Genomic DNA, 16,669 nt, shown 5'->3' on the forward strand with positions numbered 1-16,669 from the left:
CGATCCTCTTACGATCGGTGTGTCATCTCCGGGGAACTCATACTCGTCAAGAAGCTCTCTTACCTCCATCTCTACGAGATCCAGCAGCTCCTCGTCATCTACCATATCGCACTTGTTCAGGAATACGATGATGTATGGTACGCCTACCTGTCTCGACAGAAGGATGTGCTCTCTTGTCTGAGGCATCGGTCCATCTGTTGCCGCCACTACCAGGATAGCTCCGTCCATCTGTGCTGCTCCTGTGATCATGTTCTTAACGTAGTCGGCGTGTCCCGGGCAGTCTACGTGTGCGTAGTGTCTGTTTGGTGTCTCATACTCTACGTGTGCAGATGAAATCGTGATTCCTCTTGCCTTCTCCTCCGGCGCCTTATCGATCTGGTCGAATGCTACGTCTGCTCCGAGTCCATATCTTGCGTGAAGAGTCTTTGTGATTGCCGCTGTCAGAGTTGTCTTGCCGTGGTCAACGTGGCCGATTGTACCAATGTTGATATGCGGCTTGGTTCTCTCATACTTCTGCTTTGCCATGATAGCCTCCTTAGAATGTGTTTACTTTAAAAATTGTTGGAGCTGTTGAGCAGACTCGAACTGCCGAACCTCTTCCTTACCAAGGAAGTGCTCTACCACCTGAGCTACAACAGCACGTATACATGAATAGTACACGAAATAGCGCAGCCTGTCAATATTTCGAGACCTCTGTCACCTTTATCGTTCGAGTATCGTTTGAGGCTTATGTCGTCTTTATCGCTTTCATAAATCGCAGTGCTCCGAGCACTCGCGAAGAGTCGGAACGCACGCAAAATAAGGCACGGGGATTCAGCGGGATGGTCGTGCGATTTTTACAATAGAAAACTGCCACGATACGGTGGCAGTTTGAGCTTGTTTGAGCTTATAAGTAAGAACCGAAATAACTATTTCGCCGGTGTTGTGTATGGGTCAACCCCCTTGCAGATGCGGATTCTGTCAACTGCTGCAGCCTTGATCTCGCCGAAATTCTGTAGCTGCTCCTCGCCTCTGAGCACTCTGAGCGCACCTCCTGCAAGAGCTTCCATCTCGAACTCGCCCGGCATCATCTCAATCGGCGCAATCCAGCTTACCATCTCATCAATCCTGCCTGTGAGGAACTTGGAGTAAGCAACTCCGCCTGTGAGGATGATTCTATCAACCTTGCCGGATACCGGAGCTGCGAGCTTAGCTATATCCTTAGCTATGCCGTAAGCCATCCCTTCGTATACCGCCTTGGCATACTCGTTACCCGCGTCGATCATATTCTCGACCTCGATAGCATCTGTAGTACCGAGGTGTGCCTTGAGTCCGCCTGCGCCGTGGAACTTCTTCATTACAGTCTTGGCATCCTCATCTGTTGTAAAGCAGTAGTTAACAAGATCCTTGCAGCTAACTCCGCCGCCGCGCTCAGGCGAGAAGTTGCCCTCGTCGTCGTTAACGCAATCGATGTTAACACCGTTGTGGTACAGTCTAATTGAGCTTCCGCCACCCATGTGAGCGACAATGAATGTGCACTCGTCAAAAGGCTTTTTGAGCACCTCGTTAGCGCACTTGATAGCCATTGCTCTAGTGTTCAGAGTATGTCCAACCGTATATCTGGGAATCTCCGGAACGCCGGAAACTCTGGCGATTGGCTGCATCTCGTCTGTTCCGATTGCGTCGTAGATGCAAGCGGGGATTCCGAACTCCTGCTTGAGATTGAATGCGATCATGCTACCTAGCAGGGATGCGTGCTTAGCTGTGTCATCCGGTCTAGTCAGATAGTCGATCATCTCCTGATCGATACCGATAGCTCCGTGCGGGCACGCGATGATATTGCCGCCTCTTGAGCATACTGCAGTCAGCGTGTTAACCCCGATGCCGTTGTTCTCGAGAGTGTTTCTAACCTTCTCATTGCGAAAATCGAACTGATCGAGGATATCGTCAAATTGAGCCATCTCCTCCTGAGTGTGCCTGATTGTCTCTTTGAAAACTTCCTGCGTATCGTCATAGACGGCAATCTTGCTTGATGTCGACCCTAGATTAAGTACAAGAATTCTCTCTTTACTCATGTATCCATCTCCCTTTCAAAATCATAATAAATACATTACCTGATGTTACGTCATGTAGTATATCACATTCGCATACCTTAATGTCAGTAACGATTGCGCTATGCAATTGGTAAAGACTCATATATTATAGCAAGCTGCGTCTTATTTAGAGCAGCATATCACCAATCGGTCAGCCTGCTATGTTTCGCCGTCATACTACTCTGCTCTTCACATCAAGATTACCGATTTCAAGGTGGACGGATGTGATTATTTCTCGTCGCAGCACAGCTCTACTCTTCACATCTGAAATAAGAAACTGCCGACTCGAACATACCGAGCTCGAACTCGCCGGGTACGTTCTTGTACAGGCCCTTCCCTATTCTCTCGGAGTGTCCCATCTTGCCGAGAATCCTGCCATCCGGAGAAAGGATTCCTTCGATAGCCATGGTCGAACCGTTAGGATTGAACCGGATATCCATAGTTGGATTTCCTTCAAAATCCACGTACTGTGTCAGTATCTGCCCATTCTCGAGCATGGTGTCTATGTCGTTATCGTTAGCTATGAACCTGCCCTCCCCGTGTGAGATAGGAACAGTCAGAACCTGCCCGACGCTTGCCCTTCTGAGCCAAGGAGATTTGGTCGAGCACACCTTAGTTCTAACGAGCTTGGACTGGTGTCTGCCGATATTGTTGAATGTCAGCGTTGGACTGTCTGACTGCTGCACTCCGATCTCTCCATATGGGAGCAGCCCCAGCTTGATCAATGCCTGGAACCCGTTGCAGATGCCGGCAACTAGACCGTCTCTCTCGTCGAGAAGCTTCATCAGTTCCTCGGAAATCTCCTCGTTGCGAAGGAACGAAGTGATAAATTTGCCGGAGCCGTCCGGCTCATCTGCACCCGAGAATCCGCCCGGCAGGAATAGCACCTGTGACTCGGAGAGCGATTTCGCGAAGTCCTTAACCGACTTCTTGAGGTGCTCACTTGTGAGATTGTTTACTACAAAAGTCTCTGCTTCTCCGCCGGCCTTCTCGACTGCTCCGGCTGTATCATATTCGCAGTTGGTACCCGGGAATACAGGGATGAGGAATTTAGGCTTAGCAACAGCATTGCGTGGTGCCGCATCGCTTCTGGTCCTGTATATCATGTCCGGAATGCTGACCTTCGGTGTCTCGATGTTACAGCTGTATACAGGTTCAAGCTTGCCCTCGTACAGATCGCACAGCGAGACAAGCCTTACGCGCCCCTTCTTGCTGCCGATTGATTCGCGAGCAACAGTCTTACCCAGCAGCTTCATGTCAGCCGTAAGCTCGATGTTTTGACCTGTCTCGATAATGAAGCTGCCGTAAGCATAACCGAACATCTCTCGCATCGAGATGTCCGCGTCAAACTCAAAACCGATATTATTGCCCATAGCCATCTTGAATACTGCCTCTGCAGGCCCGCCAAATCCGGGCGTATAGCATGCCGCAACCAGTCCGTTGTCTACGAGCTTCCTGACCATATTGAAGTTTCTGATGAGCGACTCTGCAGTTGGCAGCCCGTCCTCACCAAGCTCCGGTCTCAGCCATACGACCTCATGTCCTCGCCTCTTGAACTCCGGAGACACCACCTTGTCCAGCTCATCTGTGGTCACGGCAAATGAAATCAGCGTTGGCGGCACGTGGATATCCTCGAAGGTTCCGCTCATGGAATCCTTGCCTCCGATAGCTCCGATGCCCAGCTCCATCTGAGCTCTAAACGCCCCCAGGACTGCGCCGAAAGCCTTGCCCCATGCTTTGTCATTGTCTCCGAGCTTCTCGAAGTATTCCTGCAAGCTGAGATAGATGTGATCATAGCTTGCACCCGTCGCAATCAGCTTGGCCACGCTTTCAACAATTGCCAAATATGCGCCGTGATAAGGGCTTTGCTCTAAGATGTATGGGTTAAAGCCGTATGCCATCATGGACACAGTGCTGCACTCACCCTCAAGCATCGGAATCTTGTGCACCATCGCCTGAATAGGGGTTCTCTGGTTGATCCCACCGAAAGGCATCAGGACTGTGTTGGCTCCGATTGTAGAGTCAAACCTCTCGGACAGGCCTCTTTTAGAGCACACATTGAGGTCGGAGACGAGATCCTTCATGCCCTTCTCAAAGTCCCTCGGAATCTCCTTATCGTATCTGCGAGCACCCTCGATAACAGCGTCAGCCTCCTTCTCGGCGCCGTTAGTATCGAGGAACTCACGAGAAATATTCACAAGCTGTTGGCCTCTGAACGACATCGTGAGGTATGCCTCCTCAGTCACCCTTGCAACCTCTGTCGCCTCGAGGTTCTCACTCTCTGCCAGCTGTTTGAACTTCTCAGCATCCTCAGCAGCAACGACTACAGCCATTCTCTCCTGCGACTCGCTGATAGCGAGCTCCGTGCCGTCCAGCCCATCGTACTTCTTAGGAATGTTGTCAAGATTTACATCCAGTCCGTCTGCCAATTCTCCGACAGCGACGGATACACCGCCTGCGCCGAAGTCATTGCAGCGCTTTACGAGGGTAGTCGCTTCCGGATTTCTGAACAGTCTCTGAATCTTTCGCTCCTCGGGAGCGTTGCCCTTCTGCACCTCGGCTCCGCACGTCTCCAGCGACTCCAAGCTGTGCGATTTGGACGAGCCGGTCGCTCCGCCGATTCCGTCTCTGCCGGTTCTGCCGCCTAGCAGAATAACCACATCGCCGGCAGCCGGTCTCTCGCGTCTGATGTTAGAAGCCGGAGCAGCGGCAACAACTGCACCTACCTCCATTCTTTTAGCCACATATCCCTCGTGGTACACTTCGTCCACGAGACCGGTCGTAAGTCCGATCTGGTTGCCGTATGAGCTATATCCGTTGGCAGCAGTAGTTGTAATCTTCTTTTGCGAGAGCTTGCCCTCTCTGGTCTCCGACACAGGGGTGAGCGGATTGCCTGAACCTGTCACGCGCATAGCAGCGTATACATAGCCTCTGCCCGAAAGCGGATCGCGGATAGCTCCGCCGATGCAGGTTGCGGCTCCTCCAAAAGGCTCGATCTCAGTCGGATGATTATGTGTCTCATTCTTGAACAGCAGCACCCAATCCTGATCCTCACCGTCAATATTCGCCTTAAAATCAACTGTGCATGCGTTAATCTCTTCCGACTCCACGACATCCACCAGCTTGCCGTTCTCCTTGAGTGCCTTGACCGCGATGGTTGCAACATTCATAAGGCTGATTGGCTTGTGCACGCCCAGCTGCTTGCGCAGCTCCTGATACTCACTGAAGGTCTTGTTGATAGTCTCATCCTTAAATACAACGCCTCTGATAGTCGTGTTGAAGGTCGTGTGACGGCAGTGGTCTGACCAATACGTATCTATAACCTTGATTTCTGCCACGCTTGGATCTCTGTCCAGTCCCTTGAAGTACTCGCGACACATCTTGAGGTCCTCGATATCCATAGCGAGCGAATTTGCCACTAGATATGTCTCGAGGTCTGCGTCTGTGAAATTGATGAAGTTCTTGACTGTAGCCACCGGCGCCGGATCCGGATATTTGGATCGGAGTGTTGCCGGCACGCCAAGCGCAGCCTCTCTCGACTCAACCGGGTTAATCAGATACTCCTTGATCTTCTCGAGCTCATCGTTAGACAGCTCGCCCTCGAGGATGTAGATGACAGCAGACTTTACAGTCGGTGTCTCGTCGGGTGCTATGAACTGCAAGCACTCCTCAGCTGAGCTTGCCCTCTGGTCGAACTGTCCGGGCAGATACTCAACTGCGATTACCTGCTGCTTACGGAAATCCATATCTGTACAGCTGGTGTCCGTAGGCGGCTCCGAGAAAATCGTCTCCCCAGCCTCGAGGAATGCTTCGTCTGATAGATCCTCGATCAGGTACCTGTTGATTACTCTAATGTCAGTCAGATTCACAATCTGCAGGCTCTCCTTAAACTCCTTGATGAGCTCCTTCGCCCTGTTCGCGAATTCCGGCTTCTTCTCTACGTATAAAGCTTTGACCATGCCATTACTCCTCGTATAATATGTTTTACCGACACATCTTCTTATGAAATGTGTCATACAATAACTTGTTCAACCTTGGATGTCCTGATGGTAAAATGTCTTTAGCGGGCATCTTACAAAAGGTATGTCTATTACTGTCTAACGATTGTCTGAAATATCTGAAATATACGATTGCTGCGCTGATTACCGCCACGCCGCGGGGACCGGGAACGCTCAGGCCACTGCGGGCGATGTGGCGATATGCAGTCTGCTGAATTTATGATTTCACTTAAGTGCCTCGAGAGCTTTGGTTCCGATATCCTTCCTGAAATACATGTTATCGAAGTGAACTTCCTCGAGCTTTGCATATGCCTTATCTATGGCCTCTCCCAGAGTTTCCGCAGTCTCGACCACACCGAGGACTCTGCCGCCGCTGGTCACCTGCTTGCCGTCTACGAGCTTACTGCCTGCGATGTAGATGTGCTCGCGCTCATCCGGAAGAGTGATTTCAAACCCTTTTTCATAAGCAACCGGATATCCGTCGGACGCTGCCACAACGCAGCAAGCTGCTTCATCTCTGAATGTGAAATCGACATCTGCGAGCGTTCCGTCTGTAGTCGCTCTCATTATCTCCAGCAGATCACCGTCCAACAGAGGCAGCACTACCTGAGTTTCCGGATCGCCGAATCTGCTGTTATACTCAATTACCTTAGGCCCATCCTCGGTAATCATCAGGCCGAAATACAGGCAGCCCTTGAACACTCTGCCTTCCTCAGCCATAGCTTTGATCGTAGGCAGGAATATCTTGGTCATACACTCCTCGGCAATCTCCGGTGTGTAATACGGATTAGGTGCTACAGTGCCCATTCCCCCGGTATTGAGCCCCTTGTCACCATCCTGTGCACGCTTGTGATCCATGGATGAAACCATCGGCCTTACTACCTTGCCGTCTGTGAACGATAGGACACTTACCTCAGGTCCATCCAGGAATTCCTCGATAACGACCGTGTCGCCGCTGGCACCGAATTTTTTATCTTCCATGATTGTGCGAAGTCCGACTCTAGCCTCATCACGAGTTTCGGCGATTATCACGCCCTTGCCGAGTGCCAGCCCATCCGCTTTGATAACAGTCGGGATCGGGCAAGTCTCAATGTATTTCAGAGCTGCATCCATATCGTCGAAAATCTCATACGATGCAGTCGGAATTCCATATTTCTTCATGAGCCGTTTGGAAAAAGCCTTGCTCCCCTCTATGATAGCCGCCGCCTTGTCAGGCCCAAAGCAAGGTATGCCCTTCTCATCGAGCATGTCAACCAGACCGAGCACCAGCGGATCGTCGGGAGCAACCACGACATAGTTGATTTTTTTCTCAACCGCAAAGTCAACAATAGCGTCAAGCTCCTTTGCTCCGATGGCTATACACTCCGCATCCTCCGCGATTCCGCCGTTACCCGGCAGCGCGTAGATATGCGATACCCCCTTGCTGTGCTTGAGAGCCTTGATAATAGCGTGCTCTCTGCCTCCTCCGCCAATTACTGCAATATCCATTATCCTCTCCTTGCAACTATCTCTGCCGCAACCTTCTCGACTGCCGCCGGCAGTAGCTTCCATTCAGCATCCTCCATGACCCTGCGCTGCAGAATTTCCGGAGTGTCGCCTTCTTGGACCTCAACCGCGCGCTGAGCGATTATCTTGCCGCCATCCGTAATCTCGTTTACAAAATGAACTGTCGCCCCGGTGACCTTTACGCCATAATCGAGTGCCGCTTCGTGCACGTGCAGCCCGTAAAATCCTTCTCCGCAGAACGAAGGGATGAGTGATGGATGCACATTGATGATTCTATCAGGGTATCTGCTGACAAAATCCTCGCTAAGTATACGCAGGAAGCCCGCGAGTACGATGATATCTATCTCGTTCTCTTCGAGCAGTGATATCAGCTTCTGTTCGAAATTGTCCTTCTCGATATATATATGCTTAATTCCTGCTCTCTCCGCCCTGGCCAGTCCGCCGGCGCTCCCGCACGACGACACTACCAGCGCGAGCTCAGCATGTGGCAGCTCGCCGGCCTGTGACCTGTCTATGATAGCCTGCAGGTTGGTGCCACCGCCCGATATTAGAACTGCAACTTTTGCGCACTTGCTCATTCTCTCGTCTCCGTCTGTGTAAATTGTTAAATCTAATATTTCTATCCAGGTATTTGCTAATATGCTTTTATGCGGTTAGAAGTCTTTACATCCCCTATATGGCCATATCGAGCGCATTAGCATTAAGCGTCGCTTAATCTTCGATTCCGTCGATGATCTCGCGCGATAACTCCGTCTACTTCGTTATCGGTGCCGGACTAACCTTCGATTCCGTCGATGATCACGCCTTCGTCGCCCTTAACAATCTCCCCGATGACATAAGCCTTATCTCCGGCACCACGTATGATCTCGAGAGCCCTCTCGCTGTCCTCGCGAGACACAACTACCGTCATGCCGATGCCCATGTTGTAGGTGTTGAACATGTCACGCTCCGGGATGCTGCCTGTCTCAGCCAGAACCTTGAAGATCTCCGGTGTCTCCAGCTTGCTCTTATCTATCCTGGCCGTCATTCCCTTCGGAAGCGCTCTGGGGATATTCTCGTAGAAGCCGCCGCCGGTGATGTGCATTACAGCATGCGGTACCATCTCCTTGAACAGCTCTGTCATAGACCTTACATAAATCCTGGTAGGCTCCAGCAGCGCTTCACCGAGAGATCTGCCGCCCAGATCACCCCTCTTCACGGAGAGATCGATGTTCTCGACGTCGAAAACCTTCCTGACGAGCGAATATCCATTTGAATGAATGCCCGACGATGCAATTCCGATGACAACATCGCCCTCACCCACCTTCTCGATGTCGATAACCTTACTTTTATCCACGATTCCTACTGCAAATCCGGCCAGGTCGTACTCATCCTCCGGATAGAAGCCCGGCATCTCCGCAGTCTCGCCGCCAATCAGACAACACTTTGATTGAACGCAGCCGTCCGCAACACCCTTAACTATGGATGCGATTTTCTCCGGCACGTTTTTGCCGCAAGCAATGTAGTCCAGGAAGAACAGCGGCTTTGCACCGACGCAGATGATGTCGTTGACACACATCGCCACGCAGTCGATACCTACAGTGTCATGCTTATCCTGCAGGAATGCAAGCTTGAGCTTGGTTCCCACTCCGTCAGTTCCGCTGACTAGAATAGGTTCGGACATGCCTGTCAGATCAGGCTGCAGCAACCCGCCAAATCCTCCAACCGGTGCTGTATTACCGAACTTCATGGTCTTGCCCACGTGCTCCTTCATCAGCTCAACAGCTCTATATCCGCTAGTGATATCTACTCCCGCTTCCTTGTAGCTCTCGCTCCGGCTCTTCATCTCAGTTCTCCTCTTTCTTCCTATCGCTTAGCTTAATCTCGAACTTAAACTTTCCTGTGACAGCTCTCCCTGCCGGGTACTCACCCCCAAAGCAAGCGCTGCAATACCCCTTGCCCGGCTCGCTGCCAATCATCTCGTGCAATCTGTCCATCTTGAGGAATCCAATCGAGTCGCATCCGATGAGCGTGCAAATCTCATTCTCGGTGTGATTAGCTGCTATGAGCTGTGACTTATCCGACACGTCGGTTCCGTAGTAGCATTCGTCAACAAACGGTGGAGCTGTAAGCATCAGATGAACCTCCTTGGCTCCTGCATTTCTGAGTTTCTCGACTATGTTTCTCGAAGTCGTACCTCTTACGATAGAATCGTCAATCATGACAACTCTCTTCCCCAGGACAGATTCCTCTATGACGTTAAGCTTGATATTTACAAGCTTCTCGCGCTGCGCCTGTCCAGGTGCAATAAACGTACGACCGATGTACTTGTTCTTGACAAAGCCCATGCCGTAAGGGATACCCGCCTGCTTCGAATATCCAACTGCGGCGTCGAGACCCGAATCAGGAACTCCTATCACAATGTCGGCCTCTACCGGGTAGTCGATTGCGAGCGCACGGCCGGCCTCAACTCTAGCGCGATGAACGCTGATCCCGTCAATCTTGGAGTCCGGTCTCGCGAAGTAGATGTACTCGAATATGCAGATTGACTTTGGCTTTTGGTTGCAGTGCTCCTTGATGCTGCGGATACCGTCATGATTAAAAATCACAATCTCCCCCGGCTCGATATCTCTTACGAACTTCGCTCCCACAGCATCCAGCGCACATGACTCTGAAGCGATTACATATCTGCCGTCCTCTGTCAGCCCATAGCAGAGAGGTCTGAAGCCTCTGTCGTCGCGAACTGCGATGAGCTTGTTGGGCGACATAACGCAAAGGGAATATGCTCCCTTAAGCTTATTCATAGCTGCATTAATCGCCTCCTCTACGCTGTTTGAACGCAGTCTCTCCTTGGTGATGAGATAAGCGATTACCTCCGTGTCGCTCGTGGTCTGAAAGATAGAGCCCTTGAGTTCCAGCTCCTGTCTCAGCTCTGCGGAATTTACTATGTTGCCGTTATGTGCGACGGCCATGCTTCCCTTGATGTGATTGACAACGATTGGCTGAGCATTTGCACGCTCATTCTTGCCTGTAGTTCCGTAGCGCACATGACCGATAGCCATGCCGCCCTGCCCGAGAGCCTCAAGCTCACGAGTGCTGAACACGTCATTGACTAAACCGAGATCCTTGTGGCTCGAAAACACACCATCATCATTGACCACTATTCCGCAGCTCTCCTGTCCGCGGTGCTGCAGTGAATATAGGCCGTAGTACACTGTCCTGCCTATCTCATATGCCTCCCTGGGAGAGAAAACACCTACAACTCCGCATTCTTCTCTTAACTCACTCATACTGTTCCTAACCTTAATATCCATCTGTACAGTATCTGCTGATTAGAATAACTACATACTTAATTGAACTTAGCGCTTACTGCTGCATCCTTCTCGATTACGTCATTGCGAGCCTTGTTTCTCTCTTCCCAAAGACTTGCCCTCAGTTTCTCATCTGAAACCGCCAGGATCTCGGCGGCAAAGATCGCCGCATTCCTGGCGCCGTCAATTGCAATCGACGCAACCGGTATTCCCGGCGGCATTTGAACCGTGGACAGGAGCGCATCCATGCCGTCCAGTGAGGATGCCTTGATCGGGATCCCCACTACCGGCAGAACTGTGTTCGCTGCGAGCACTCCACCGAGATGTGCCGCCTTACCTGCAGCCGAAATGATAACGCCAAAGCCATTTCTTTCTGCAGCCTTTGCAAATCCAATAGCTTCATCCGGTGTTCTATGTGCCGAGTACACGTGAACCTCAGTTGGAATCTCATATTTCTTCAGCTCTTCAATGCATTTTTCAACGATTGGCAGATCGCTGTCGCTACCCATTATTACTGCAACTTTCTTCATAATTATCTATCGGCCTCCGTCCTTAAACACTGTACAAATACACGCGCATCAACACGTAATTGTTGTCAAAAGCTTGTAATTTAAATTTATCATATGAGCTGCTATTGTCAACAAAAAGGGTTATCAAAACCCGTATTTTAATGCGGCATTTATATAAATTTGTGCGGATTTCGGAGATTTTTCCGAAGTATACTTTGACCTGATCTTATACGTGTTCGGTTTTTATGCACTTTTAAGTATTTCCATTATGATCAACTTTTCCCTCGTTTGTGTACATGCTACATACGTTTTTATATCGGCCCCACTTGGTGAGTATCTCGCCGCTCTGATGCAACTGTAATAGGCTGACTCAACAATCACTTGTTGTGTCAGCCTATTCATATCCGATATTTTTGCTGCGATATTGCAGCCGCCGCTATTACATCCTGCCATCGGTAAGCAAACGGCTATGAACAACGCGAAAATGCGTTCATCATGTAATACCTCTGTTATCACTGACCGACTCTGGGGACGAGCACTCTTGCCTTGAACAGATCCCCGTCAATTCCCAGTCTGATATCTCCATTCATCATATGCATGAGATCGCGTGCAATGGCGAGACCAAGCCCGCTGCCCTCAGTGTTTCGGGATTTATCTCCGCGCTTGAATCTCTCCATCAGTTCGTCCGGATCGATATCCAGCGCATCCTTTGATACATTGCTGATCTCCAGAGCCGCGAATTTGCCCATCTCGCGCACCTTGACATAAGCTCTGGTGCCGGGGAGGCTGTATTTGCTGACGTTTGTCAACAGGTTCTCGATTACGCGCCACAGCATCTTACCGTCGGCGTTGACAAATACGTGCTCCTGATTATTTTCAAAATGCACCTCGATATTGCTCGACACGAGCAGGTCGCTGAGCTCACCGATAGCCTGCTGTGCAACTCCGTTGAGATCGATTACTTCTATGTTGATAGGCATCGCTCCGCTGGAAGCCTTGGTGGCTTCAAAGAGGTCTCCGCTGAGTTTCTGCAGTCTCTTGGTCTTCTGTTCGATAATCTCAAGATATGACATAGCATCAGGGCTGTCGAGTCCCTGCAGCTTGAGCAGGTCGATGTAGGTCACCATAGAGGTGAGCGGAGTCTTGAGGTCATGCGACACGTTGGATATGAGTTCGTTGCGGAGACGCTGGCTGCGAAGCTCATTTTCAAGAGCGATTTCCTCGGCCTTAGCTATATCGTTGATGTCTCCGGCTAGCCTCTCAAACTCTCCCTTATGTCTGACCACCACCTTCTGATTGAAATCACCGTCCTTGATAGCGCGTATCCCGCTGCGCACCATGGCATAGTCATTGTAACACCTCGGAACATAGACTATAGCAATCAACAGAGCGATTATTGCCCACCAGTGCCATATGAGCGTAGGCAGAAGCAGCAATGCAAATCCCAGATAGAGCTTCTTGATGGTTACGTCCTTAGATATAATTGCGTTGTGAATTGAGATGAGAATCTTGCCAACAATTGAACGCTCGAATAAATCGTTGTTTTTAATATTCTTAACAAGCGACTGAAGCAGTATAATCGCGCAGAATATGAACAACGTCATGGCAGCTATGGTTGCAAAGCCCTCCACCCACTCGGGTTTGAACTCGTAGCCTCTGCCCATTACCTCAAAGGTCTTGTCTCTGAATTCCTGAGTTACTACTTGTCCTTTGGCGATAGTCTTAAGTATCCGCTCCAGTGTTGCACCCGAGGACAGATATCTGAAATACATGTTCTCCGCCATGATGATTCCGACACCTAGCGCAAATATCGCCAGCAGTCGAAGCTCGGGAAATACACGATCGAGGAGGTTAAGCTTGACCTTGCCCTTCTCAGTGTATTTGCCGGAAAAATACACCACAAATACGAGCCCCGCCAGTGCCAGCGCAACAAACACGAGCAGCAATATAAAATTCGTCGTGAGGATGCTGACTATCCTCTTCTTATCGACGAGTCCGTTGAAGTCGTCGCTCGTATATGCCTCATATACGAGGATTCGATTTGCAGCCATGATGAGCAGCACGGTGCTGACCGTAGCTAATACCACGGCAACTTTTGACTTAAGTCCGCGGAACTCATCCGTCACGACCTGTTGCTTCATTAGTTATCTCCTTCAAGCTTATATCCGGTACCCCAGACAACCTTGATGTATCTGGGATCCTTGGGATTGATTTCTATCTTCTCTCTTATATGCCTTATATGTACGGCCACAGTATTTTCCGGATTATACGCCGGTTCATCCCACACAGCTTCGTAAATTTGTCCCATCGAAAACACTCTGTTTGGATTTTCCGCAAAAAGCTTCAGTATTCCAAATTCTGTAGCTGTAAGCATAACATCTCTCCCGTCAACTGTTACCTTCTTGCTGTTGTCATCAATTACAAGTCCTCCCACTCTGTAAATACCCTCTTCTGAAGGTTCCGCAGCACTTCCGAACTGAGTGTATCTGCGGAGCTGTGACTTGACACGCGCGATGAGTTCCATGGGATTGAACGGCTTTGTCACATAATCATCTGCTCCGATATTCAGCCCGATAATCTTATCGTAGTCTTCAGACTTGGCAGACAGCATGATAATCGGAATATCCTTCTCATTTCTAATCATCTGTGTAGCCTGTATCCCGTCGAGCTTAGGCATCATCACATCCATGATGGCGAGCTTCACATCCTCACTGCGAACAATGCTAAGAGCCTCAAACCCGTCATATGCCTTGATTACCTCAAAGCCTTCATTATTCAAATATATCTCTATCGCTCTTGCAATCTCTTTATCGTCATCGCAAACCAGAATTTTCACTGCAACTCCTCCTTAATATAGTGTCCTTACGAATAGAAGTATATATCATTTAACAAAAGAAATTCGATGATATTTATTATAATTTCTTTAACGAGTAAATACTTTCTCCTTCATTTGATGTTCATATTACCGTAGACCATCACATATGAAAGAACTGTCATCATAAAAAACAAAAAGTTTTGCCAAAAAATCGAGTTTGATTATCATCTTAACGCTCCTTCATATCACCTTATGATTTTTTGGTGTTCACCTTTATCGTGATTTTTCTGCACGTCTTCCCGGCAGTGGGGAGAGAAACGAAGCGACGCTCAAAACGGGTAGGAAAGCGCTCGCCGCGGCGCCCATGATGAAACTCAATATTCCGAATAAAGCAACTTTTGCTTTTCTGCTATTCATGCTATACTGCCTATGAATTTTTTCTGAATTCCCGCACTTTATCTGACAGTTCCTGCAGCTCATTCTTGTCAAGCTCAGTCAGATGTTCCAGCTTGTCCAGAAATTCCGTTGCGGTTATTTTTTCCCTGCGGGTGATGACTTCCAAATAGTGGCTGACGATGACTCCGGAGAGAATGGCAATCCAAATGATTTCATACAAGGTCATGTAGACGGTCAGCAGCCTACTCAACGCGGTGCTTACCGTGATATCGCCAAAACCGATGGTCGTGCATGATACGAAGGTGTACCACATGGCCTGACCATATGTGCATATTCCCGGTTCGCGGATCATGATGATCAGCGAGACGATAAAAAAGCTGACGAAAAAGCCGAAGGTTATCTTCTCGGCACGACATCTTTTAACGATAGACCAGAATAGTCTGAATTTCTTCATTCTCTATCCTCCCTGAAATCAAAAATAATTTACTGCAATTATATCAGATTTTCGCGGAAGCGCTCTGCAATAATACTGCTGAAAAGAATGTAATCGGTGCTTTATACTAAGCTGTAGAACTCACTTCAGAAACTGTGAAGAATTAAAAACGGAAATGGAAAAATTTATTAAATACTGCAATGAGCATATGATAAAAGAAGGGTCGGAATGAATGAGTCCGCCCCGAGACAGACTCCATCTTCCGGCCGCATAAAAAACGAGACGACCGGCGTCGCCTCGTAAAAAAATTCCGGAATGGCAGGCTCTCATGCACCACCGCCATTTGCATACATATTGTCGCAGTATTCCGATTCTCCTGCGATTCTCCGCCTACTTGTAATCCTCGTTGTCGCTCTTCTTGCTGGCGATGTTGAGCCCAATCCACAGAGCAAGGGCAACTAAGGTGAATACAATAAGGGCGCGGAAGTTTGAATCATACTTGCCGCCTGCTGCCTCGAGCAGCTTGGCTGAAATTATCGGTCCGATAATAGCCGCCGGAATCAGCGAGAAGTTGGCAATACTGAAGTTAGTGGCAAAATACTTCGCTCCAAAGGCCTTATTGACGTACGCTGATGTGATCGTTGGAGTTCCTCCGTACGACAATCCTACGAAGATAAGTCCGATCACAACAAGGATGAGCGAGTGGCTCACTCCCCCTGCAATGAGCAAGGCACCTGCGATAATCATGAAGATGTTGTTTACAATAGATGAAGTCTTACGTCCAAACCTATCAAAGTTGTTGCCTGCAACAATTCTGCCTGCTCCGTTAAATAGCGAAACGATCATACCGAGAACTGCCGAACCGCCGTAAGCAACTGAGATATTCGCAGCACTGTTGATTACCATAAGGCCGGCCGAGTTGAGGGCGATAGCCCAGAGGAAAAAGATCCAAAATCTCGAAGTCTTCATCATTTCCGCCGAGGTATAGTGATGTGTGTTGTCATCAGCTGCGGCAGTCTTGCTCGCACCTGCTGTCGGTGCTTCCGGAGCCTTGATGATAATCGCAGCTACGAGCAGCACAACGAAGATTGCGATTGCGAGCAGCTTAAATGTAGAGAATATACCAATGCCGGCGATGAACTTGGTTACAACGCTTCCGAGAGCCAGCCCGCCCAGGCCGAAGCCCATAAGCATGATTCCTGAGGCGAGACCGACCTTATCCGGGAACCACTTGGTGATAGTAGTGATTACAGCATTATACCCTATACCTACGCCGCCTCCGCCAAATATACCGTAGAATATGTAGAGCTTCATAAGGCTGCCGGATGCATCTGCCGGGTTAAGAGTAGATACCATGAAGAAGCCTACAAGCAACAGCACTGCTGCGATGAGTATTCTCACCTTAACTCCAAACTTCTTGCCAAGCTGTCCGCCGATGAGTCCGCCCAAGCAAAACATAATCATCGAGATTGTGAAGGTCATAGACATCTGCGCAACTGTCCATGTCTTGAACACCTCGCTGAAAGGTGCTCTGAATAGCGACCATGCGTAAATCAGACCGAGGAATAGCGTCGAAATAGTAGCCACCCCGAGATACAACCATCTTTTGTTGTTCATTTCTTAAACCACCTGTCCTTACCTAGTAACGCC

At 49.5% G+C, this 16,669-nt stretch carries 12 protein-coding genes and 1 tRNA gene; all 13 read right to left on the minus strand.

The window, feature by feature from the left end; all coding sequences use genetic code 11:
* On the minus strand, positions 1-525 hold a 525-nt coding region (locus HMPREF1152_RS01285; RefSeq protein ID WP_009643380.1), incomplete at its 3' end, for a GTP-binding protein.
* Positions 526-562: 37 nt separating this feature from the next.
* A tRNA-Thr gene (locus tag HMPREF1152_RS01290) sits at positions 563-639 on the minus strand.
* A gap of 269 nt (positions 640-908) precedes the next feature.
* Complete coding sequence (gene buk / locus HMPREF1152_RS01295; RefSeq protein WP_009643366.1) at positions 909-2,054, minus strand: butyrate kinase; 1,146 nt, start codon at positions 2,052-2,054, stop codon at positions 909-911.
* A 269-nt stretch (positions 2,055-2,323) separates the two neighbouring features.
* Positions 2,324-6,031, minus strand: coding sequence for a phosphoribosylformylglycinamidine synthase (locus HMPREF1152_RS01300; RefSeq protein WP_009643364.1), 3,708 nt, complete (start codon positions 6,029-6,031; stop codon positions 2,324-2,326).
* Between the two features lie 264 nt (positions 6,032-6,295).
* A complete protein-coding gene (purD, locus tag HMPREF1152_RS01305; RefSeq protein ID WP_330368066.1) occupies positions 6,296-7,621 on the minus strand; it encodes a phosphoribosylamine--glycine ligase in 1,326 nt (441 codons plus the stop codon).
* Positions 7,558-8,154, minus strand: a complete 597-nt coding sequence (purN, locus tag HMPREF1152_RS01310) for a phosphoribosylglycinamide formyltransferase (protein ID WP_009643509.1) — start codon at positions 8,152-8,154, stop codon at positions 7,558-7,560. The genes purD and purN overlap by 64 nt, the downstream gene beginning before the upstream one ends.
* A 197-nt stretch (positions 8,155-8,351) precedes the next feature.
* Positions 8,352-9,401, minus strand: coding sequence for a phosphoribosylformylglycinamidine cyclo-ligase (gene purM, locus HMPREF1152_RS01315; protein WP_009643396.1), 1,050 nt, complete (start codon positions 9,399-9,401; stop codon positions 8,352-8,354).
* A 1-nt stretch (position 9,402) separates the two neighbouring features.
* A complete protein-coding gene (gene purF / locus HMPREF1152_RS01320; protein ID WP_009643518.1) occupies positions 9,403-10,869 on the minus strand; it encodes an amidophosphoribosyltransferase in 1,467 nt (488 codons plus the stop codon).
* 35 nt (positions 10,870-10,904) lie between these two features.
* Complete coding sequence (gene purE, locus HMPREF1152_RS01325; RefSeq protein ID WP_009643355.1) at positions 10,905-11,396, minus strand: 5-(carboxyamino)imidazole ribonucleotide mutase; 492 nt, start codon at positions 11,394-11,396, stop codon at positions 10,905-10,907.
* A gap of 491 nt (positions 11,397-11,887) precedes the next feature.
* Complete coding sequence (locus HMPREF1152_RS01330) at positions 11,888-13,516, minus strand: sensor histidine kinase (protein WP_009643365.1); 1,629 nt, start codon at positions 13,514-13,516, stop codon at positions 11,888-11,890.
* Positions 13,516-14,211 (minus strand): response regulator transcription factor, encoded by a 696-nt coding sequence (locus HMPREF1152_RS01335; protein WP_009643471.1) that lies wholly within the window; start codon positions 14,209-14,211, stop codon positions 13,516-13,518. The genes HMPREF1152_RS01330 and HMPREF1152_RS01335 overlap by 1 nt, the downstream gene beginning before the upstream one ends.
* Before the next feature lie 406 nt (positions 14,212-14,617).
* A complete protein-coding gene (locus tag HMPREF1152_RS01340; RefSeq protein WP_009643383.1) occupies positions 14,618-15,040 on the minus strand; it encodes a potassium channel family protein in 423 nt (140 codons plus the stop codon).
* Between the two features lie 369 nt (positions 15,041-15,409).
* Complete coding sequence (locus HMPREF1152_RS01345) at positions 15,410-16,636, minus strand: MFS transporter (RefSeq protein WP_009643343.1); 1,227 nt, start codon at positions 16,634-16,636, stop codon at positions 15,410-15,412.
* Between the last annotated feature and the right edge of the window lie 33 nt (positions 16,637-16,669).

The sequence above is a fragment of the Mogibacterium sp. CM50 genome (assembly GCF_000293155.1).
Lineage (GTDB): Bacteria > Bacillota > Clostridia > Peptostreptococcales > Anaerovoracaceae > Mogibacterium > Mogibacterium timidum.

Excerpts from the sequence above, each read along its gene's own strand:
- buk (WP_009643366.1), bottom strand. The coding sequence starts at position 2,054 with ATGAGTAAAGAGAGAATTCTTGTACTTAATCTAGGGTCGACATCAAGC.
- HMPREF1152_RS01300 (WP_009643364.1), bottom strand. The coding sequence starts at position 6,031 with ATGGTCAAAGCTTTATACGTAGAGAAGAAGCCGGAATTCGCGAACAGG.
- purD (WP_330368066.1), bottom strand. The coding sequence starts at position 7,621 with ATGGAAGCTACTGCCGGCGGCAGTCGAGAAGGTTGCGGCAGAGATAGT.
- purN (WP_009643509.1), bottom strand. The coding sequence starts at position 8,154 with ATGAGCAAGTGCGCAAAAGTTGCAGTTCTAATATCGGGCGGTGGCACC.
- purM (WP_009643396.1), bottom strand. The coding sequence starts at position 9,401 with ATGAAGAGCCGGAGCGAGAGCTACAAGGAAGCGGGAGTAGATATCACT.
- purF (WP_009643518.1), bottom strand. The coding sequence starts at position 10,869 with ATGGATATTAAGGTTAGGAACAGTATGAGTGAGTTAAGAGAAGAATGC.
- purE (WP_009643355.1), bottom strand. The coding sequence starts at position 11,396 with ATGAAGAAAGTTGCAGTAATAATGGGTAGCGACAGCGATCTGCCAATC.
- HMPREF1152_RS01330 (WP_009643365.1), bottom strand. The coding sequence starts at position 13,516 with ATGAAGCAACAGGTCGTGACGGATGAGTTCCGCGGACTTAAGTCAAAA.
- HMPREF1152_RS01340 (WP_009643383.1), bottom strand. The coding sequence starts at position 15,040 with ATGAAGAAATTCAGACTATTCTGGTCTATCGTTAAAAGATGTCGTGCC.
- HMPREF1152_RS01345 (WP_009643343.1), bottom strand. The coding sequence starts at position 16,636 with ATGAACAACAAAAGATGGTTGTATCTCGGGGTGGCTACTATTTCGACG.